Origin of the sequence: Streptomyces sp. NPDC005263, assembly GCF_042872365.1 — a bacterium.
In the GTDB taxonomy this organism is placed as follows: domain Bacteria; phylum Actinomycetota; class Actinomycetes; order Streptomycetales; family Streptomycetaceae; genus Streptomyces.
Map to the genome: position 1 here is coordinate 692507 of NZ_JBIAKJ010000003.1, position 19753 is coordinate 712259.

Annotated in this window: 18 protein-coding genes and 1 pseudogene; 11 read left to right on the forward strand and 8 right to left on the reverse strand. The window is 69.0% G+C overall.

Going from position 1 to position 19753, the window contains the following annotated elements:
* Window positions 1-126 precede the first annotated feature (126 nt).
* Genes ACFYRY_RS16815 through ACFYRY_RS16835 form a run of 5 tightly spaced genes read right to left on the reverse strand, consistent with a single transcriptional unit; the run spans window position 127 to window position 5971 of the window.
* Entirely contained in the window at window positions 127-1104 is a 978-nt protein-coding gene (locus ACFYRY_RS16815; RefSeq protein WP_389145338.1) for an ABC transporter ATP-binding protein, read from the reverse strand.
* Complete coding sequence (locus tag ACFYRY_RS16820; RefSeq protein ID WP_389145340.1) at window positions 1101-2099, reverse strand: ABC transporter ATP-binding protein; 999 nt, start codon at window positions 2097-2099, stop codon at window positions 1101-1103. The genes ACFYRY_RS16815 and ACFYRY_RS16820 overlap by 4 nt, the downstream gene beginning before the upstream one ends.
* Complete coding sequence (locus ACFYRY_RS16825) at window positions 2096-3055, reverse strand: ABC transporter permease (protein ID WP_389145343.1); 960 nt, start codon at window positions 3053-3055, stop codon at window positions 2096-2098. Before ACFYRY_RS16825 ends, ACFYRY_RS16820 begins: the two co-directional genes overlap by 4 nt.
* Entirely contained in the window at window positions 3052-4104 is a 1053-nt protein-coding gene (locus ACFYRY_RS16830; protein ID WP_389145346.1) for an ABC transporter permease, read from the reverse strand. The genes ACFYRY_RS16825 and ACFYRY_RS16830 overlap by 4 nt, the downstream gene beginning before the upstream one ends.
* A complete protein-coding gene (locus ACFYRY_RS16835) occupies window positions 4097-5971 on the reverse strand; it encodes an ABC transporter substrate-binding protein (protein WP_389145349.1) in 1875 nt (624 codons plus the stop codon). The genes ACFYRY_RS16830 and ACFYRY_RS16835 overlap by 8 nt, the downstream gene beginning before the upstream one ends.
* 440 nt (window positions 5972-6411) lie before the next feature.
* On the opposite strand from ACFYRY_RS16835, the gene ACFYRY_RS16840 reads away from it, so the two are divergent.
* The 9 genes and pseudogenes from ACFYRY_RS16840 to ACFYRY_RS16880 all read left to right on the forward strand — a co-directional run bounded on the left by ACFYRY_RS16840 (window position 6412) and on the right by ACFYRY_RS16880 (window position 15355).
* Entirely contained in the window at window positions 6412-8040 is a 1629-nt protein-coding gene (locus ACFYRY_RS16840) for an ABC transporter substrate-binding protein (protein ID WP_389145352.1), read from the forward strand.
* A 7-nt stretch (window positions 8041-8047) separates the two neighbouring features.
* Window positions 8048-8971 carry an ABC transporter permease gene (locus ACFYRY_RS16845; protein WP_389145355.1) on the forward strand — a complete coding sequence of 308 codons (924 nt, stop codon included), beginning with the start codon at window positions 8048-8050 and terminating at the stop codon, window positions 8969-8971.
* Entirely contained in the window at window positions 8964-10004 is a 1041-nt protein-coding gene (locus tag ACFYRY_RS16850; protein ID WP_389145359.1) for an ABC transporter permease, read from the forward strand. Before ACFYRY_RS16845 ends, ACFYRY_RS16850 begins: the two co-directional genes overlap by 8 nt.
* Window positions 10005-10013: 9 nt before the next feature.
* Entirely contained in the window at window positions 10014-11015 is a 1002-nt protein-coding gene (locus tag ACFYRY_RS16855; protein WP_389145362.1) for an ABC transporter ATP-binding protein, read from the forward strand.
* Entirely contained in the window at window positions 10990-12048 is a 1059-nt protein-coding gene (locus ACFYRY_RS16860) for an ABC transporter ATP-binding protein (protein ID WP_389145365.1), read from the forward strand. Before ACFYRY_RS16855 ends, ACFYRY_RS16860 begins: the two co-directional genes overlap by 26 nt.
* 441 nt (window positions 12049-12489) lie before the next feature.
* Window positions 12490-13545: pseudogene (locus tag ACFYRY_RS16865) on the forward strand (type IV secretion protein Rhs); the annotation flags it as partial.
* A 33-nt stretch (window positions 13546-13578) separates the two neighbouring features.
* Window positions 13579-14175, forward strand: coding sequence for a nucleic acid/nucleotide deaminase domain-containing protein (locus ACFYRY_RS16870; protein ID WP_389146278.1), 597 nt, complete (start codon window positions 13579-13581; stop codon window positions 14173-14175).
* 39 nt (window positions 14176-14214) lie between these two features.
* The gene (locus ACFYRY_RS16875; protein ID WP_389145367.1) at window positions 14215-14769 is read left to right on the forward strand and encodes an SUKH-4 family immunity protein; all 555 of its coding nucleotides are present in this window, start codon (window positions 14215-14217) and stop codon (window positions 14767-14769) included.
* 28 nt (window positions 14770-14797) lie between these two features.
* A complete protein-coding gene (locus ACFYRY_RS16880) occupies window positions 14798-15355 on the forward strand; it encodes an SUKH-4 family immunity protein (RefSeq protein ID WP_389145370.1) in 558 nt (185 codons plus the stop codon).
* A gap of 64 nt (window positions 15356-15419) precedes the next feature.
* Here ACFYRY_RS16880 and ACFYRY_RS16885 read toward each other — a convergent pair whose 3' ends face one another.
* Window positions 15420-17549: a prolyl oligopeptidase family serine peptidase gene (locus ACFYRY_RS16885; protein WP_389145373.1), complete on the reverse strand. Its 2130-nt coding sequence runs from the start codon at window positions 17547-17549 to the stop codon at window positions 15420-15422.
* Window positions 17550-17737: 188 nt separating this feature from the next.
* Between ACFYRY_RS16885 and ACFYRY_RS16890 the strand changes: the two genes are divergently transcribed.
* The gene (locus ACFYRY_RS16890; protein WP_356768854.1) at window positions 17738-17932 is read left to right on the forward strand and encodes a hypothetical protein; all 195 of its coding nucleotides are present in this window, start codon (window positions 17738-17740) and stop codon (window positions 17930-17932) included.
* A gap of 84 nt (window positions 17933-18016) precedes the next feature.
* On the opposite strand, the gene ACFYRY_RS16895 is transcribed toward ACFYRY_RS16890, so the two are convergent.
* Window positions 18017-18226, reverse strand: coding sequence for a DUF397 domain-containing protein (locus tag ACFYRY_RS16895; RefSeq protein ID WP_389145378.1), 210 nt, complete (start codon window positions 18224-18226; stop codon window positions 18017-18019).
* On the reverse strand, window positions 18223-19101 hold the full coding sequence (locus tag ACFYRY_RS16900) for a helix-turn-helix domain-containing protein (RefSeq protein WP_389145380.1): 879 nt from the start codon (window positions 19099-19101) through the stop codon (window positions 18223-18225). Before ACFYRY_RS16900 ends, ACFYRY_RS16895 begins: the two co-directional genes overlap by 4 nt.
* 154 nt (window positions 19102-19255) lie before the next feature.
* Between ACFYRY_RS16900 and ACFYRY_RS16905 the strand changes: the two genes are divergently transcribed.
* A complete protein-coding gene (locus ACFYRY_RS16905) occupies window positions 19256-19720 on the forward strand; it encodes an ATP-binding protein (protein ID WP_389145382.1) in 465 nt (154 codons plus the stop codon).
* Window positions 19721-19753 lie beyond the last annotated feature (33 nt).

Consider the following 19753-nt stretch of genomic DNA (forward strand, 5'->3'; position numbering starts at 1 on the left):
GACAGGCGGGGCACCACGCAGTCCCCGGCGCTGCCCCCGGTTCACCACGAGCACACGCAGCCGGACCTCAACCACCTGGCCTTCACACCAGGAGCAGCCACCAGGTCGACGCCCTGGCGGCCGAGGTCACGCGGTGATGGTCGCCCGCGCCCAGTGACAAGCCACCTCCCCCTCCCCGCCCCCGCCCAGCACTCCGGGATCCTCCCCCCGGCACGCCCCCGCGACGCCCGCCCGTTCCGCCTCGCCGCTCGCCAGGACCTGGCAGCGGGCGTGGAAGCGGCAGCCGGAGGGGATGCGGGACGGGTCGGGGGGCTCGCCGGAGAGGACGACGGGGGCTCCGGGGGCGTCCGGCAGGACCGACAACAGGGCCTGGGTGTACGGGTGGCGGGGAGCCGTCAGTACCTGCTCGACGTCCCCGGTCTCCACGATCCGGCCCAGGTACATCACCGCGACCCGGTCGGCGATGTTCCACGCCAGGCCCAGGTCGTGGGTCACCACCAGTGCGGAGAGGCCGAGTTCGTCGCGCAGCCGCAGGAGGAGGGCGAGGATCTCGCCGCGTACCGAGGCGTCCAGGGAGGCCACCGGCTCGTCGGCGACCAGGAGTTCGGGTTCGAGGACCAGCGCGCCCGCGATGACGACCCGTTGGCGCTGACCGCCGGAGAGTTCGTGCGGGTAGCGCAGGAAGAAGCGCTCGGGGGGTCGCAGACCCGCCCGGGACAGGGCGTCGGCGACCGCTGCCCGCTCGTCGCCGCCGTACCCGTGGATCCGCAGCCCCTCGGCCACCGCGTCGTACACCGTGTGCCGGGGGTTCAGTGATCCGGTCGGGTCCTGGAGGACCAGCTGGACGCGTCTGCGGTACGCCTTCAGGGACCGGGAGGAGTACTCCAGCGGCTGCCCGCCGAAGCGGACGCGGCCCTCCGTCGGCCGGACCAGGCCCAGCAGGGCGCGGGCCAGGGTCGTCTTGCCGCAGCCGGACTCGCCGACCAGGGCGACGATCTCGCCGGGCCGGATGTCGAGTGCGACGCCGTCCACCGCGCGGGCCGGTGGGTCGCGGTGCCGTCCGGGGTAGGTGACGTGGAGTCCTTCAGCGCTGATCAACGTCATGTGCCGCTCCTCGCGTCCTCGGCCGTGACCGCGGTCCCCGGCGGCGCCGCTCCCACGTGCACACACGCCGCTCTCCGCTCCGGGCCCGCGTCCCGCAGCTCCTGGTCGTCCACCGCGCAGGAGTCCAGCGCGACCGGGCAGCGTGGGTGGAAGGTGCAGCCGGGAGGCAGGGCGGCCGGGTCGGGCGGGTCGCCCGGCAGGCCGCGCGGGGCGAACCGGGAGGCCGGGTCGCCGATCCGGGGGAAGGCGGCCGACAGGGCCTTCGCGTACGGGTGCCGGGCGTCCTCGTGGACCTCCCGGGCCGGGCCCTCCTCGACGACCCGGCCCGCGTACATCACCGCGAGCCGGTCGCAGGTGTCGGAGAGCACCGTCAGATCGTGGCTGATCATGATCAGGCCCAGATCCTGCTCGGCGACCAGCTGTTCGATCAGCCGCAGGATCTGCGCCTGGATCATCACGTCCAGGGCGGTGGTCGGCTCGTCGGCGATGATGAGGCGGGGCGAGCAGGCGAGTGCCATGGCGATCATGACGCGTTGGCGCTGGCCGCCGGACAGCTCGTGCGGGTACGCCGACGCCCGCGCCGCCGGCAGGCCCACGTGTTCAAGGAGCTCACCGGCCTGTTTCCTCGCCGCCGCCCGGGTGGCCCCGCGGTGCAGCAGGATCGGCTCGGCGATCTGGTCGCCGACGCGGCGCACGGGGTTCAGCGAGTGCATGGCGCCCTGGAAGACGATGGAGGCGCCCGCCCAGCGGACCGCCCGCACCTGCCCCCACCGCATCGTCAGCACGTCCTCACCGTCCAGCAGCACCTGCCCGCCGACGCGGGTGCCGGCCGGCAGCAGCCGCAGCAGCGCGAGCGCCAGCGTGGACTTGCCGCACCCCGACTCGCCCGCGATGCCGAGCTTCTGACCCGCCGCGAGCCGCAGGTCCACGCCGCGCACCGCGGCGGCCCCGCCCGGGTAGGTCACCTCCAGCCCGCGTACCTCGAGGAGTGTCAACGGTCCACCCCCAGCCGGGGGTTGAGCACCGACTCCACGGCACGTCCGCACAGCGTGAACGACAGCGCGACCGCGGCGATCGCGATGCCGGGCGGCACCAGATACCACCAGTCTCCGGAACTCACCGCACCCGCCTCCCGAGCCTCCTGGAGCAGCCCGCCCCACGACACCACCGTCGGATCGCCGAGCCCGAGGAAGGCCAGCGTCGCCTCGGCGAGGATCGCGGCGGACACCATCAGCGTCGCCTGCGCCAGCACCAGCGGCATCACGTTGGGCAGCACATGCCGGGACATGACGTGCCAGTGGCCGCCGCCCAGCGCCTTCGCGCGTTCGATGTACGGCCGTGACTCCACCGCCAGCGTCTGCGCCCGCACCAGCCGTGCGGTGGTCGGCCACGAGGTCACGCCGATCGCCAGCACCACCGTGCCGAGGGAGCGGGACATCACAGTGGCGAGCGCGATCGCGAGCACCAGCGTCGGCATCACCAGGAACCAGTCCGTGACCCGCATCAGCACGGTCGCGTACGCGCCCTTGAAGTGCCCTGCCGTCACCCCCACCAGCGTGCCGATGGCCACCGAGAGCACGGCAGCCAGCAGCCCCACCAGCAGCGAGACCCGCGAGCCCCACACCAGCAGGCCCAGCAGATCGCGCCCGAACCGGTCGGTGCCCAGCGGGAACTCGCCGCTCGGACCTTCCATGGGCTGCCCCGGAGCGTCGGTCACCCCGGCCACGTCGGAGCCGACGGTGAGCGGCGCGGTCAGCGCGACCAGCGCGAACAGGGTGAGGGCGACCAGGCCCACCAGCCCGGCGTGGTGGGTGCGGTAACGCGTCCAGAACCGTACGACGGAGCGTCGGCGGCGCTGCCGGGCGAGCCGCCGCGGACCGGATCCGGTCGCCGGGTCGGGGCCGTCGGCCTGGTTGCCGGCCGGGGCGTCGGCCGGGGTGCCGGTCGTCATCTGCCCACCCGTGGGTCGAGCAGCGGGTAGACCAGGTCGGCCAGCGTGTTCATGATGATCACCGCCGCGGCGAAGAAGAGGAACAGCCCCTGCACCAGGGGCAGGTCGGGCACGCTCAGTGCCTGGTAGAACAGTCCGCCCAGCCCAGGCCAGGAGAACACGGTCTCCACGAGGATCACGCCCGCGACGGTCCGGCCGAGGTTGACGAAGACCAGCGTCACGGTCGGCAGCAGCGCGTTCGGCACGGCGTGCCGACGCCGGACCAGGTCGTCCCGCAGGCCCTTGGCGCGGGCCGTGGTCAGGTAGTCGCTGCCCATCTCGTCGAGCAGCGCCGAACGGGTGACCAGCAGCGTCTGCCCGTACTCGACCGCGACCAGGGTGATGACGGGGAGGACCAGATGGTGGGCCACGTCGAGGACGTACCCGAATCCCTCCTCGCCGCCCGACTCCATGCCGCCGGTGGGGAACAGCCCGGGGATCGGGCCGACGCCGACCGAGAACACGATGATCAGCAGCAGGCCCAGCCAGAACGACGGGACGGAGTAGAGGGTCAGCGCGAGACCGGTGTTCAGCCGGTCCCCGAGCCTGCCGTGGCGCCAGGCCGCGCGGGTGCCGAGGACGATCCCGAGGGCGGTGTACAGGACGAAGGCCGTGCCGGTCAGCAGCAGCGTGTTCGGCAGCGCCTCGCCGATCTTGTCGACGACCGGGGCACGGAACTGGTACGAGGTGCCCAGGTCGCCGGTGAGCGCCTTGGCGCAGTAGTCCGTGAACTGCTGCCACAGCGGCAGGTCCATCCCGAACTCCCGACGGTAGGCGGCCAGTTGCGCCGCCGACACCGGGCGGCCGCCGGTCATGGTCTTGACCGGGTCGCCCGGGATCAGCCGGAACAGGAAGAACCCGGTGACCAGCACGGCGAACAGGGAGACGGCGGCGCCGCCGACCTTGCCGGCGCCGTAGCGGACGTACGCCGTGCTGCTGCGCGCCCGCGGGGTGCGTACCGCCGGTTCGGCGAGGGCCTCAGGGGCGGCGGCCTTCTGGACGCTACTCACGGTCGTCGGCGGTGGACCGGCGGCGCAGCACGAAGAACACCGCGGCGCCCACCAGGACCACGGCGGCCACGACACCGCCGATGACCGCGCCGGTCGAGCCGCCGGAGTCGTCGGACGATCCGTCCGAGGCCGCGGGGACAGCCGACCACCAGCTCCAGTAGCCGTCCTGGCCGTAGATGTTGCCCGCCGCGCTCGGCATCGTCCGGATCGACGCGATCTGGTCGGTCCGGTAGGCCTCGACGGCGTTCGGGTACGCCATGACGTTCATGTACCCCAGGTCGTACAGCCGGGACTCCATCTGCTTGACCAGGGTGGCCCGTTTGGCGGGGTCGTACTCGGCGAGCTGACGGGCGTACAGGTCGTCGTAGCGCTGGTCGCAGACGAAGTTGTCGGTGGCGCCGGTGTCCTTCGGGGTGGCGGGCAGGGCCGCGCAGGTGTGGATCGACAGGACGAAGTCCGGGTCGGGGTTGACGGACCAGCCGTCGAAGGCGAGGTCGTAGGTGCCCGCGAGCCAGGGATCGGTGACGTTGTCCAGGCAGTCGAGGGTGATCCCGATGCCGAGCTTGCCCCACCACTCCTGGAGGTACTGGCCGACCGCCTTGTCGTTGGGGTCGGTGGCGTGGCAGAGGACGCGGTAGGTGATCGGTTTGCCGTCCTTGCCGAGGCGTTTGCCGGAGCTGTTCTTCTTGTAGCCCGCCTGGTCGAGGAGCCGGCCCGCCTTGGCCGGGTCGTAGGCGAGTTCCTGGCTCGCCGAGGGTTTCCAGAAGTACTGCGAGAAGCGGGGCGGGATGTACCCCTCGCCCTCGACGGCGTGCCCCTGGAACACCTTGTCGATGATGGTCCGGCGGTCGACCGCCATGAACAGGGCGTGCCTGACGCGCGCGTCCAGCAGGGAGGGGTCGCCGTCGCCGAACTTCTTGCCGTTCTTCGCGCGGGCGCCAGGGTTGGTGGCGAGGGCGTAGAAGCGGCGGCCGGGGGCGTCGTTGACGCGGATGTTCTTCTCGTTCTTCAGGGAGGCCGCCTGAGCGGGGGTCAGCGACGGGGACCCGGCGACGAAGGAGACCTCACCCTTGCGCAGGGCGGCCACCGCGGCGTCCTGGTCCTTGTAGTAGCGGAAGACCAGCTCGTCGAACTTGGGAGCGCCCCGCCAGAAGTTCTTGTTCGGCTTGAGGCGTACGTAGCTGTCGGGCTTGTAGTCGGTGAGGACGAACGGCCCGTTCCCGACGACCGGGAAGCTCTTGTCGTTGTTGAACTTCGAGAAGTCGTCGACCTTCTCCCAGACGTGCTTCGGCACGATCGGCACGTCCAGGGCGGTCATCGTGGCCTGCGGCTTCTTCAGCTCGATGACCAGCTGGGTGGGGCTGGGCGCGGTGACCTTCCGGAAGTTGGAGACGAAGCTGCCGTTGGTGGTGGCGGCGCCCTCGTCGGTCATCATCGTGTTGAACGTCCAGGCCGCGTCCTCGGCGGTGGCCTTCTGGCCGTCCGACCACGTGGAGTCGGAGCGGATCGTGTAGGTCCAGGTCAGCTTGTCGGCGGACGGCTCCCACTTGGTGGCCAGGCCCGGGACGGCGTGGTTGTCCTTGGGGTCGTAGTTGGTCAGGTACTCGTACATCAGCCGGTGGATGCTGGTGCTGACCAGCCGTTGCGCCAGGAACGGACTCAGCGAGTCGACGCTCTGGGCGACCGCCACGGTCAGGACGCTCTTGCTGTCGGCGGCCGCGGCCTCATGGGGCGCCGGATCGAGCGGGGTCGCGAGCCCGGCCGATAACGCCAGGGCGCCGGCACCGGCGACGGCGGCGAGCCGGGCGACGCGGGGCCGTGAACTCCTCGGGCCCGAGAGCCCCCTGCCATGGACTTGTGTGCTCATGGGTCGTGACCTCGCGTCATCGCTCGCACAGGAACGGCTTGTCGGAGTGCTGATGGAGTGCTGTGGGAGTGCTCTCTCTCAGTGCTGGACCGGACCGGATCAGGTGTCGCCGACGGGAATGATGAGTGTGTCTATCAGCGCGTTCCACGCGCGTCAACGGCGCGTGAAGGCCGTGTGGCCTGCGGAAACAATCCGATGAGGCGAACGCGGCAGTCATTGGTACACACCTGTGAAGGGCCCCAGGTCAAGGCGTGGCGGCGTTTGCGGCCTGACGTTCCGTCGTACGGGCGAGGGGGCGGGACGGCTGGGCGGACGGTGACCCATCCGGCCCGCGCTCGCATGCGCTATGGGTGCTATGGGCTGATATTGGCCGGTAACGGTTCAGGATCCCGGCGTCGGCTGCACACCGCACTGCACGGGCACTCAGGAGGAGGCACTCCATGCGCGGAGCCACGCACGCCAGATGGGCCGCCTGCGCGGCGGCGGTAGTCCTCGCGGCGTCCGGCTGCGGCGGCGACAGCAGCGCCAGCAGCGACGGCGACGGCGTCCTCAGTGCCTCCTGGGGCGATCCGCAGAACCCCCTGGAGCCCGCCAACACCAACGAGGTGCAGGGCGGCAAGGTCCTCGACATGATCTTCCGGGGCCTCAAGAGGTACAACCCGACGACCGGTGCGGCCGAGGACATGCTGGCCCAGAAGATCGACACCTCGGACTCGCAGAACTACACCATCACCATCAAGGACGGCTGGACGTTCAGCAACGGCGAGGCCGTCACCGCCAAGTCCTTCGTCAACGCCTGGAACTACGGCGCCAGCCTGAAGAACAACCAGCGGAACGCGTACTTCTTCGGCTACATCGACGGCTACGCCCAGGTCCACCCGGACAACGGCAGCAAGCAGACCGCGGACACCCTCTCCGGTCTCAAGGTCGTCAACGACAAGACCTTCACCGTCAAGCTGAACCAGAAGTTCTCGACGTTCCCGGACACCCTCGGATACTCCGCCTTCGATCCGCTGCCGCAGTCCTTCTTCGACGACCACGCCACCTGGGTGCAGAAGCCGGTCGGCAACGGCCCGTACACCGTCGACTCGTACACCAAGGGCTCCCAGATGTCCCTGCGGAAGTGGAACGACTACCCCGGCCCGGACAAGGCGCAGAACGGCGGCGTCGACCTGAAGGTCTACACCGACAACAACACCGCCTACACCGACCTGATGGCAGGCAACCTCGACCTGGTCGACGACATCCCCGCCGCCCAGCTCAAGAACGCCAAGAGCGACCTCAACGGCCGGTACCTCAACACCCCGGCCGGCATCATCCAGACCCTCGCCTTCCCGTTCTACGACAGCGACTGGAACCAGAGCGGGTCCGTCAAGGTCCGTACCGGCCTGTCCATGGCGATCGACCGGAAACAGATCACGGAAACGATCTTCCAGAAGACCCGCACCCCCGCCACCGACTGGACCTCCCCGGTCCTCGGCACGGACGGCGGCTACCAGAGCGGCCTGTGCGGAAACGCCTGCCTGTACAACCCCGCCGAAGCCAAGAAGATGATCCAGGAGGGCGGCGGGCTCCCGGGCGGCCAGGTCAAGATCACGTACAACGCGGACACCGGCTCCCACAAGGAGTGGGTCGACGCCGTCTGCAACTCCATCAACAACGCGCTCGACAACGACAAGGCCTGCGTCGGCAACCCGGTCGGCACCTTCGCCGACTTCCGCAACCAGATCACCGACCGGAAGATGAGCGGGCCGTTCCGGGCCGGGTGGCAGATGGACTACCCCCTCATCCAGAACTTCCTCCAGCCGCTCTACTACACCAACGCCTCCTCCAACGACGGCAAGTGGTCCAACAAGGACTTCGACAACCTCGTCAACCAGGCCAACGCCGAGACCGACACCGCCAAGGCCGTCCAGACCTTCCAGAGCGCCGAGAAGGTCGTCCGGGACAACATGGCCGCCATCCCGCTCTGGTACCAGAACGGCAGCGCCGGCTACTCCGATCGGCTGTCCGACGTGAACCTCAACCCCTTCAGCGTCCCCGTCTACAACGAGATCAAGGTCAGCTGAGCCGGCCATGGGCCGCTACGTCGTCCGGCGCCTGCTCCAGATGATCCCGGTGTTCATCGGGGCCACCCTGCTGATCTTCCTGATGGTGAACGTGATGGGCGACCCCATCGCGGGCCTGTGCGGCGAGCGGCAGTGCGACCCGGCGACGGCGGCCCAGCTGAAGAAGGAGTTCGGCCTCGACAAGCCGGTCTGGCAGCAATACCTGACCTACATGGGCAACGTCTTCACCGGCGACTTCGGCACCGCGTTCAACGGCCAGAAGGTCACCGAGCTGATGGCGACGGCCTTCCCGGTCACCATCCGGCTGACCATCGTGGCGATCCTCTTCGAGATCGTCATCGGTATCACCCTGGGTGTCGTCACCGGTCTCAAGCGCGGGCGGCCCGTCGACACCTCGGTCCTGCTGCTCACCCTCGTGGTGATCTCCGTGCCCACCTTCGTCACCGGTCTGCTGCTCCAACTCCTGCTCGGTGTCGAGTGGGGCTGGATCAAACCGTCGGTGTCGACCGACGCCACGTTCGGCGAGCTGATCGTGCCCGGCCTGGTCCTCGCCTCCGTGTCGCTCGCCTATGTGACCCGCCTGACCCGCACGTCCATCGCGGAGAACAAGCGGTCCGACTACGTCCGTACGGCCGTCGCCAAGGGGCTGCCGAGGCGGCGCGTCATCACCCGGCACCTGCTGCGCAACTCCCTGATCCCCGTGGTCACCTTCATCGGCGCCGACATCGGCGCGCTGATGGGCGGCGCGATCGTCACCGAGCGGATCTTCAACATCCACGGCGTGGGCTACCAGCTCTACCAGGGGATCCTGCGCCAGAACACCCAGACCGTCGTCGGCTTCGTGACGGTGCTCGTCCTGGTGTTCCTGATCGCCAACCTGCTCGTCGACCTGCTGTACGCCGTCCTCGACCCCAGGATCCGCTATGCCTGAGCCGATCCCGCAGGAGCCGTACCAGTCGGGCGGGGGCCGCGCGTCCGAGGACGGCGCGATCGCCGCGACCGGGATGGGCGGCGCCATGGACCTCGCCACCAGCGAGGGCGAGGGGCTGGAGCAGCGCTCGTCGGACGACGCCGACGGACCCGACCCGGACGCACCGGGGGGTGCGGGCCCGTCCGGCAAACCCCGCAGCCTCTGGTCCGACGCCTGGCGCGACCTGCGCCGCAACCCGGTCTTCATCATCTCCGGACTGGTGATCGTCTTCCTCGTCGTGATCTCCATCTGGCCGTCGCTGATCGCCTCCGGCAGCCCGCTCAAGTGCGACCTCGCCAAAGCCCAGGAGGGCTCCCAGCCGGGCGCACCCTTCGGCTACGACGGCCAAGGCTGCAACGTCTACACCCGCACCGTCTACGGCGCCCGGACCTCCGTCACGGTCGGCGTCTGCGCCTCGCTCGGCGTGGGGATCCTCGGGTCGGTCCTCGGCGGGCTCGCCGGGTTCTTCGGCGGGCTCCCGGACTCGTTCCTGTCCCGGATCACCGACGTCTTCTTCGCGATCCCCGTCGTCCTCGGCGGTCTGGTGCTGCTCTCCGTGGTGACCAGCAACACCGTCTGGCCGGTCATCGGGTTCATGGTGCTGCTGGGCTGGCCGCAGGTCTCCCGCATCGCCCGCGGCTCCGTCATCACCGCCAAACAGCACGACTACGTCCAGGCCGCACGGGCGCTGGGCGCCTCCAACTCCCGGCTGCTGCTGCGGCACATCACACCGAACGCCGTCGCACCGGTGATCGTCGTGGCGACCATCGCGCTCGGCACCTACATCGCGCTGGAGGCGACCCTGTCGTACCTCGGCGTGGGGCTGAAGCCGCCGTCGGTCAGCTGGGGGATCGACATCTCCGCGGCGTCCGCCTACATCCGCCAGGCCCCGCACATGCTGCTCTGGCCGGCCGGGGCGCTCGCGCTCACCGTGCTCGCGTTCATCATGCTCGGCGACGCGGTGCGCGACGCCCTCGACCCGAAGCTGAGGTGAGCCGCCGCGATGCTGCTCGAAGTGCGTGACCTGCACGTGGAGTTCCGGACCAGGGACGGCGTCGCCAAGGCCGTCAACGGCGTCGACTACGGCGTGGACGCCGGCGAGACGCTCGCCGTGCTCGGGGAGTCCGGCTCCGGCAAGTCCGTCACCGCGCAGGCGATCATGGGCATCCTCGACATCCCGCCGGGCCGGATCACCGGCGGCGAGATCCTCTTCCAGGGCCAGGACCTGCTGAAGCTGAAGGAGGACGAACGACGCAGGATCCGCGGCGCCCAGATGGCGATGATCTTCCAGGACGCGCTGTCCTCGCTGAATCCCGTGCTCTCCGTCGGCGACCAGCTCGGCGAGATGTTCGTGGTCCACCGGGGCATGTCCCGCAAGGACGCGCGGGCCAGGGCCGTCGAGCTGATGGACCACGTCCGCATCCCCGGCGCGAAGGAGCGGGTGAAGCAGTACCCGCACCAGTTCTCCGGCGGTATGCGACAGCGCATCATGATCGCCATGGCGCTCGCGCTCCAGCCCGCGCTGATCATCGCCGACGAACCCACCACCGCCCTCGACGTCACCGTCCAGGCCCAGGTCATGGACCTGCTCGCCGAGTTGCAGCGCGAGTACGCCATGGGCCTCATCCTGATCACCCACGACCTCGGTGTGGTCGCCGACGTCGCCGACCGGATCGCCGTCATGTACGCCGGCCGGATCGTCGAGTCGGCCCCGGTCCACGACATCTACAAGGCGCCCGCCCACCCGTACACCCGGGGCCTGCTGGACTCCATCCCGCGCCTGGACCAGAAGGGCCAGGAGCTCTACGCCATCAAGGGCCTGCCGCCCAACCTCATGAACATCCCGCCCGGCTGCCCCTTCCACCCGCGCTGCCCGATGGCCCAGGACGTCTGCCGCACCGACCTGCCCCCGCTGTACGAGGTGACCGACTCGGACGCGGCCCGGGGCAGCGCCTGCCACTTCTGGAGGGAGTGTCTGCATGGCCCCGACCTCGACCTCGACTGAGCCGATCCTGGAGGTCAGCGGACTGGTCAAGCACTACCCGCTCACCCGGGGCATCCTGTTCAAGAAGCAGGTCGGCGCGGTCAAGGCCGTCGACGGCGTCGACTTCACCCTGGACCGGGGCGAGACCCTGGGCATCGTGGGCGAGTCCGGCTGCGGCAAGTCCACGGTCGCCAAGATGCTGGTGAGCCTGGAGCGGCCGACGGCCGGGGAGATCCGCTACAAGGGCGAGGACATCACCCAGCTGTCCGGGCGGGCCCTGAAGGCGGTGCGGCGCAACATCCAGATGGTGTTCCAGGACCCGTACACCTCGCTCAACCCCCGGATGACCGTGGGCGACATCATCGGGGAGCCGTACGACATCCACCCCGAGGTGGCACCGAAGGGTGACCGGCGCCGCAAGGTGCAGGAACTCCTCGACGTGGTGGGCCTCAACCCGGAGTACATCAACCGGTACCCGCACCAGTTCTCCGGCGGCCAGCGCCAGCGCATCGGCATCGCCAGGGGGCTCGCACTGCGCCCGGAGGTCATCGTCGCCGACGAGCCGGTGTCGGCACTGGACGTCTCCGTCCAGGCGCAGGTCATCAACCTGATGGCCGGCCTCCAGGACGAGTTCGAGCTGTCCTACGTCTTCATCGCGCACGACCTGTCGATCGTCCGGCACATCTCCGACCGGGTCGGCGTGATGTACCTCGGGCGGATCGTGGAGACCGGCAGGGACGCCGAGATCTACGACCACCCCACCCACCCCTACACCCAGGCGCTGCTGTCCGCGGTACCCGTCCCGGACCCGGAGGCCCGTGAACACCGCGAGCGGATCATCCTGGCGGGCGACGTGCCGTCCCCGACGAACATCCCCTCCGGCTGCCGCTTCCGCACCCGCTGCTGGAAGGCGCGGGAGCGGTGCGCCCTGGAGGTGCCCGCACTCGCGGTGCCCGCCGAGTTCCGGTACCTGCCCGGCCCCGCCGCCCACGACTCGGCCTGCCACTTCGCGGAGGAGAAGCGGGTGGTGCCGGCGGAGGAAGCGGGGGAGTGAGGCTGCGGGGGAGACGAGGGGTGAGGCGGTGGAGGACGCGAGTGGCAAGGCGGCGGAGTACGTGAGGGGCGAGGGCGGCGGATGATCTCGCCGAGGGGCGGAAAAAACCGCACAAATGACCACCAACCGCGTTAACACACAGGCAACTTCACCGACCCGATCCCGATATACGGACGCGTCAGGCTGAACAGCGTACGGCCGTGCGGGTGCCGTAAACGGGCCGGGAGCGCCATGTCTCCCGGCCCGTTTTTCCGCGCCCGAACCGCCGTGCCGACCTCGCGGGACGCTGCCCGTCGGCTATCCCGGTCATGCCATGAATCCCTGAGCTTCCTCAGCTCCCTCTTGCGTCCCCATCCACCCGTCCCACTACAGTTTCGAACGTGCGCTCTTTGATCGCATGCGCGAACCAACTGTGCTATGGGGGAAGGCGGTTCACGGAGAATGGGTTACACGCTGCCCGGCTGGCTCGACGAGATCCTGGACTTCATCGGCATCAACTTCCCGAACGTCGACGAGGACGACTACCGCGACATGGCGGACGCCATGCGGGACTTCGCGGACAAGTTCGAGGGGCACGGCGGGGACGCCCACAAGGCGGTGACCCGGATCCTCTCCTCTTCGGAGGGGTGGGCGGTCGACGCGATGGAGAAGCACTGGTCCCACGTCAAGGCGTCACATCTGGAGAAAGTCCCGGAACTGGCACGGCTGTTCGCGGACGCCTGTGACGTGGTCGCGGACATCATCTTCGGGATGAAGCGCAAGGCCGAGGTGGAACTCGGCGTGATGGCGGGGTCGGTGGGGCTGTCGATCGGGTTGGCGGCGTTCACCGGAGGTCTCTCCGCCGTCCTCGGAGCGGCCGAGATCACGGCGATGCGCCAGCTGGTCAAACGGATCGTCGACGAGGCGGCCGACCGGATCGTGGAGGAACTCCTCGCCCGGGTCACCGAACCGGTCAACGCCAAGCTGCAGGCGATGATCGAGGACGTGGTCCTCGACCTGGCCGAGGGCGCCTTCTCCCTCCCCCCGGAGGCGGGCGCCGACTCCCCGGCCGGCAAGGGCGCCGGACACGGCGGAATGCAGCTGGCCTCGGCCGGAGGCAGCGACGGCGGCGCGGGCGAGGCGAAGGTGACCCGCATCGACCATGTGGAGTTCGAGGACGGGGCAGGCAAGGTCTCGGGCCACGGCGGAGAACTCCACCTCGCCAGTTCGGCGTCACTGTCCCGAGCCAAGGGCGCCTTCGGTCGCACCCGCGGAAAGGACCCCTTCACCCAGGCTTTCGACGGCGTACTGCATGCCGCCGTGGAGGGCTCCGAAAAGGCCCTGAAGAAGGTGGCCAAGCACGTCTCCGAGACCATCCCGGACCGGGTGAAGGCGACCTCCCAGACCCACAAGAGCAACGACATCGACATCGGCAAACGTGCCGAGGGCGTCAAGATGTACCTGCTCAACGTGGACGGGAGCGTTGACCGGCTGCACGCCGACGGCCGCCGGGACCCGGTCACGGGCAAGGAGGCGGGGCTGCCCGACATCGTGGGCGCGGACGGCAGGGTCTGGCGGCCTCGCAGCACGGACACGGACAAGAACCCCTTCGGTTTCTCCCCCTCGGACACCAATCCCAAGGTCAAGTCGAGGCGTCTGAGCCCCGACGAGACCAACGACCTGGCCTACGCAACCCAGTTGGCCCGTTACTCCAAGAAGGACTACAAGGGCGGCAACTATGCCGCGGCGCATTACGTGGACTCCAACGGCGAGTCGTTCGTCCTGGTCGGCCACAGCAAGGGCGTGCACTCCGAGCGGACCATCGGATACCCGGTGCTCAGAGACGGCGATCCGGACGGTGTGGGGCCCCTGTACACCGAACGAGAACCCTGTCAGGAATCGAGTTCATGGTGCGACCAGTGGCTTGCCGAGCACTTCGGCGCGGACAAGGACGTCACGCACTCCGTCAGCTACGACCAGTCGGCCGTGGACGGCAAACGCCCTTCCTCCTACAGCATCGACAGCGAACACCGGGACTACCGGAAGAACCTGGAGGAGTGGCACCGGCAGCATGGCCTGGGCGCTGGGATGATGACGGAGTCCGACGGCGCAGCCATGGAGGCTGCCAGGAAGGGAAGGCGAGGCTGACAGGTGCTCTTCGATATTGGGTACGAGGTGCTGGCGGGCGTGGTCGGCGTGGAGGAGGTCCACCGTCTGCCCGAGGCGACAGCCGCGCGGTACGGCTTCGCCGGCGAGACCCTCGATTTCCTCGTCCGTACCGGAATTCCCAGCGCTGAAGAGTACGAGCTCTCCTTCGGCCTCCCGCCGGAATTCGATGCCGGATTCATATGGGACTGTGCGGAGGCGGTTGAACGCGGCTGGACCTTCCCCGACGGTGTCAAGAAACTTGTCAAGATCGGCAACTTCCCCATCAACGCGGTCGTCGTCGACCCGGAGACGGGGGTGGTGTACCAGTACACCGACGCGTCGAAGGAGGCGATTCCGGTCCACGGCGACCTTTCGTCGCTCGCGAAGACCCTGATTTCCTTCCTCGGCTATGTGGAGTCCTACAGCACTGACGAGGACGAGGACGAGGACGACGACGCGGAGTACGTACGCCGCAAGCGCGAGGTCGATGAACTGGCGGCAGGAATCCGACTGGTCGACCCGCTGCCCTTCGCCCACGAGTACAGCGAGTGGGTCGAACTGTTCGACAACCTAGAGGGCGGCATGTACACGTGACCGACGGTCGGTGGTGATGGAAACACCCGTGAATTTCGCGGTGACCCCCGGCAGGATGATCGAGGCGTACGGGCTGGCCAATGTCGTCTACTTTCCTCGGTACCCGGTGGGCGCTCCCGTGGACGTCGCGGCCGCGATGCTTCTGAGTTCTGTGGGTCTTCCCCGTTCAGAAGTATTCACGTCGAAAGAGGATCCGGCGGACCCGTACGATCCGGGCTTCGATCCGATTGTTATCGGAAGCCGTTTCGATCATTACGGAATCGAGTGCCCGCCGGAGAGCCGTCCGTGGTGGTTGTTGGGTTATTTGTTCACGTCGCTCATCGCTCTCGACCCGGAATCCGGAAAGGTGTATGCATTCTCCGAGAGTGAGGCGGTGTACGGAATTCTGCATCGCGACGTCGAGTCGCTGTTGTTCAGCCTCATCGAGTTCCGCAAGCTCGAAGTCGACCACGACAACGACGTCGACCCGGAGGAGCTGGTCGCACGCTTCAAGCGGGTCGTCGGAGCCTTCGATCCCACCCCCTTCGCCGACGAGGACTCGCAGTGGAATCTGTCCCTCGAAGAGCTCGAACACGGCATGTGGTGAGAGAGGAGGGAGGGACGGCGCGGCTCACGGAACCGAGCACGTCCCCCTCGCGTCGCCTTCGAGCTCACCTCAGTGCGAGCGCCCGCCTGAGGAAGTCCACCTGGAGCAGCAGCAGGTTCTCCGCGACCTGTTCCTGGGGGGTCATGTGAGTGACGCCGGACAGCGGCAGCACCTCGTGCGGGCGGCCGGCCGCCAGTAGGGCCGAGGACAGGCGCAGGGCGTGGGCGAAGACCACGTTGTCGTCGGCCGTGCCGTGGACGATCATCAGCGGGCGGTGCGGATCGGCGGGCGAGGACAGGCCCCCGTCCGTCACCAGCGAACTCCGCGCGTACGACTCCGGGTGCGCGGCCGGGTCGCCCAGGTACCGCTCCGTGTAGTGGGTGTCGTACAGCCGCCAGTCCGTGACCGGGGCGCCCGCGATGCCCGCGTGGAAGACGTCCGGGCGGCGCAGTACCGCCAGCCCGGCCAGCCAGCCGCCGTAGGACCAGCCGCGGATCGCCACCCGGGAGAGATCCAGGGGGTACCTCTTCGCCAGGTCCTGGAGTGCCTCCACCTGGTCGTCCAGGGAGACCGTGAGGTCGCGATGGATCGCCTTCTCCCAGGCGGGGGAGCGACCCGGGGTGCCCCGGCCGTCGGCGACGACCACCGCGAAACCCTGGTCGGCGAACCACTGCGAGGTGAGGTGCGCGTTGTGCGCGGCGACCACGCGGGGGCCGTGCGGACCGCCGTAGGGGTCGAGGAGGACCGGAAGGGGATTGTCCTCGGTGTAGTCCGTAGGCATAAGCAGGGCGCACGGGATTCGGCGTGCGCCCCCCTCGGTGAGTGTCACGCGCGGGGACATACCAGGATTTTCGGCGTACGAGGTGACAGTCGCCGTCGATTTTCCGTCCCGCAGAACCCGCGCCCGGGCGCCCGCCCGGTCGAGGGCCGCGGACACCAGCACGGTCACGCCCCCGGCGCGCACCGCCGAATGCACGCCCGGCTCCTGCGACACCCGCTCCACCCCGAGCTCGTTCACCCGGTACACGTGCACCTCCCCGATCTCCGGGAATTCGGCCTCCTCGCCCGCCGACGCCGAGACCAGAACGTCGTGCGCGGAGACGTCCAGCACCGCACGGACCTGCAACTGGGCGCCGGTCAACGGGCGTTCACCGACCGCGAGGACCCGCGCGCCGCCCTCGTCCGCGATTCGGACCAGCTGCCCGGACGGGCTCCAGCACGGCACCCCGGGGAAAAGATCAAGCCAAATTGGATCTTCGTCCGCGTGCACCATCCGGGTCCGCCCGGTATCCGGATCCACCGCCAGGAACAGCTGACTGCGCTGGTCGCGCGCTTGTACGAGCAGCAGCGGAGCACCCGCGTCTGACCAGTGCACATGTGCCAGATACGGGTACCGCGCCCAGTCCCAGACGACCTCGGTGCGCACCCCGTCCAGGCCGATCACGAACAGCCGTACGTCCGCGTTGTCGGTGCCCGCCGCCGGGTACGGCACGCGTTGTGGATCACGCTCCGGGTGGGCCGGATCGGAGATCCACCACCGCCGCACCGGCGTGTCGTCCACCCGCGCGACCAGCAGCCGGTCCGACTCCGGCGACCACCAGAAGCCCCGTGAACGTCCCATTTCCTCGGCCGCGATGAACTCCGCCAGACCGTAGGTGACCTGGGTCGCCTCCGTCGAGGGTTCCGGTTCGGCCAACGGCCGGTCGCCCTCGCCGTCGGCGCCCGTCACCCGCAGGGCGCCCTTCGAGACGTACGCGACGTGCCGCCCGTCGGGGGAGGGGCGCGGGTCGATCACCGGGCCGGGGACAGGCAGTTCACGTGCCGTGCCCACCCGCAGCTCCGCCGCGAAAAGCCGCCCTGACAAGGCGAAACACGCCAACTCCACGGCCATGTCGGTGGCATAGCCGACGATGCCGCCACCGCCCTCCCGGCTGCGCTCGCGCCGCGCCCGCTCCTCCGGCGAGAGGTGCTCCGTCGCACCTCCGAGGAGGGCGCGCGGGTCGGCCGCCACGCGCTCCCCGCCGTCCGCCAGGTCCAGCACCCACAGCGAGTTGGCCCGGTCGGTACCCGAGCTCGAGCGGAGGAACACGACACGCGAACCGTCGGGCGACACGGTGAACGCGCGCGGCGCGCCGAGCGTGAAGCGCTGGGTACGGGCGTGCCGGCGGGGGAAGGAGTCAGGCTCGGTCGTCATCCCCTGACCATATTGGCCATGCGCCCCCTTGTGCGGCCGTGCGCCGATCGATGCGCACGTACGGATAGTTATGATCACTAGCGCATAGTGGGTATCAACCTGCTGGCTGTAGTACGGATTTATCTATCCCTCGTGTTCCGTTCCCGTCCGATCCCCCATGTCCCTGGGTTCTTTGGAGGTGAGCCGCCTTGGCACTCTCGATTTCGGCGGTAGTGCTGCTGGCGATCGTCGTCTTCCTTCTGATCAAGAAGTCAGGGTTGAAGGGAGGGCATGCGGTCGTGTGCGTCCTGCTCGGCTTCTACCTGGCCTCGTCGACGATGGCCCCGACGATCAGCGAGCTGACGACGAACATCGCGGGCATGATCGGCAGCATCAAGTTCTGACCCGCGCCGTCAGGTGGGCACGTGGGCTCTGGGCTGCGTATGTGCCAGAGCCCACCGGCTGGACCGACGGCCGGCGAAGGAGCGTCAGCGTTCGCGCGTGTATGACACGAAGGCGGCCCAGGCCTCCGGCTTGAGCGCGAGCCGAGGACCGACGGTCTGCTTGGAGTCGCGGACGTGGATGGTGCCGGGGGTGGTGGCGATCTCGACGCAGGACTCGCCGTCGTTGCCGCCGCTGTAGCTGCTCTTGAACCACACCAGTCCGGCGGCATCCTCGATAGCGGGCTTGCGGATCATGTCTCTCCCAGCACTTGCTCGATGAGGGCCAGCGACTCCCGTGGAGAGAGCGCCTGCGCCCGGATGGTGCCATACCGCAGCTCAAGGATGCGCAGCTGTTTCGGATCAGAGGTCGCGCGGCCATTGAACGCGCCGTCGGACCGCCCGACTGCCGTGCCGTCCGGGAACTTCAGCACCTCGATCCTTCCGTCCAGGCCGGAGTGGATCTCGCAGTTCATCGGCATCACCTGAAGCACGACGTTGTGCAACTGAGCGGCCTCCATCAGGCGTTCGAGCTGCCGTCGCCACGCCATTGTGCCCCCAATGGGGCGACGCAGCACCGCCTCTTCCAGTACGAAGTGGATCGACGGGGCATGGTCGCGTTCGAAGACGGACTGCCGGGCCAACCTGGCAGCCACCATGCGCTCCACGTCATCCGGCGAGTACGGCGGCTGTGCAGCCTGGATCACGGCCCGCGCATGCTCCGGCGTCTGCAACAACCCGGCGATGACGTTGCACTCGTACACGCCGATCTCGACCGCCATGCCCTCCAGTTTCCCCAGCTCCCGCACCTTCTTCGGGTACCGGACCTTCTTCACGTCCTCCCACGTGGCGGAGATGAGCCCGCCCGCCTTCAACACCTCGTCGGCCTTGCTCAGGTACTCCTGCCGGGGAATCCGCTTGCCGCCCTCGATCTTGTAGACGAGGTCCTCGCCGTACCCGACGGCCTCACCGAAGTCGGCGGCCCGCATCCCCACGGCCTCCCGCCGAAGCTTCAACTGCCGGCCGACGGTCGCGATGACCGCCACGCCCCACTCGTCGTCCGGATCCACCTCCCAACCCGGCTCGTCCGCCTCGGTCTTGAGCCGGACCGCTTCGCTGTCCACCTGCGTCATCCCGCACCCCTCCGTCGTACGACCGTGCCGCGACGCCCCTACCCGTAGGCGCCGTCCCGACAGCCCGGACACGACCGGACAAGCACTGGACAGTTACTCTACGTACCGGCATCGTCACTGTTCACGGTAAGCAGGGGCGGCCACCCTGAGTGACGTGAACCAGAAAACCGCCACCCCCGTCCGCAACTTCAGCGTGCAGCTGTCCCCCACACCACGCGGAGCCCGCCTCGCCCGCCTTCTGGCGACCGAACAACTCCGTTCTTGGGATCTCCCGCTGGACCCGGCGGCCCACATCGTGGCGGAACTGGCCGGCAACGCAGTGACCCACGGCAAGGTCCCGGGGCGCGACTTCCGACTCACGCTCTACGTTGTCGGCGGCACTCTGCGGATCGAGGTCAGCGACACTCGCGGGGACCGTTCGCCCCGCCCGCGACAGTCGTCTCCGGAGGACGAGTCCGGTCGTGGTCTCGCCATCGTAGACGCGCTCGCCGATCGCTGGGGGACGGTCCCAGGCCCCCACCCGCGCAAGACCGTGTGGGCCGAACTCGCCCTGCCACCGGAGCCCGACCGTCCATGCTCCGGTGCCAGGGGCGGTCTTTTCCAAGACCCACGACGGTGAAAGAACCCGACCAAGCCCCACCCCTCCCGCCCG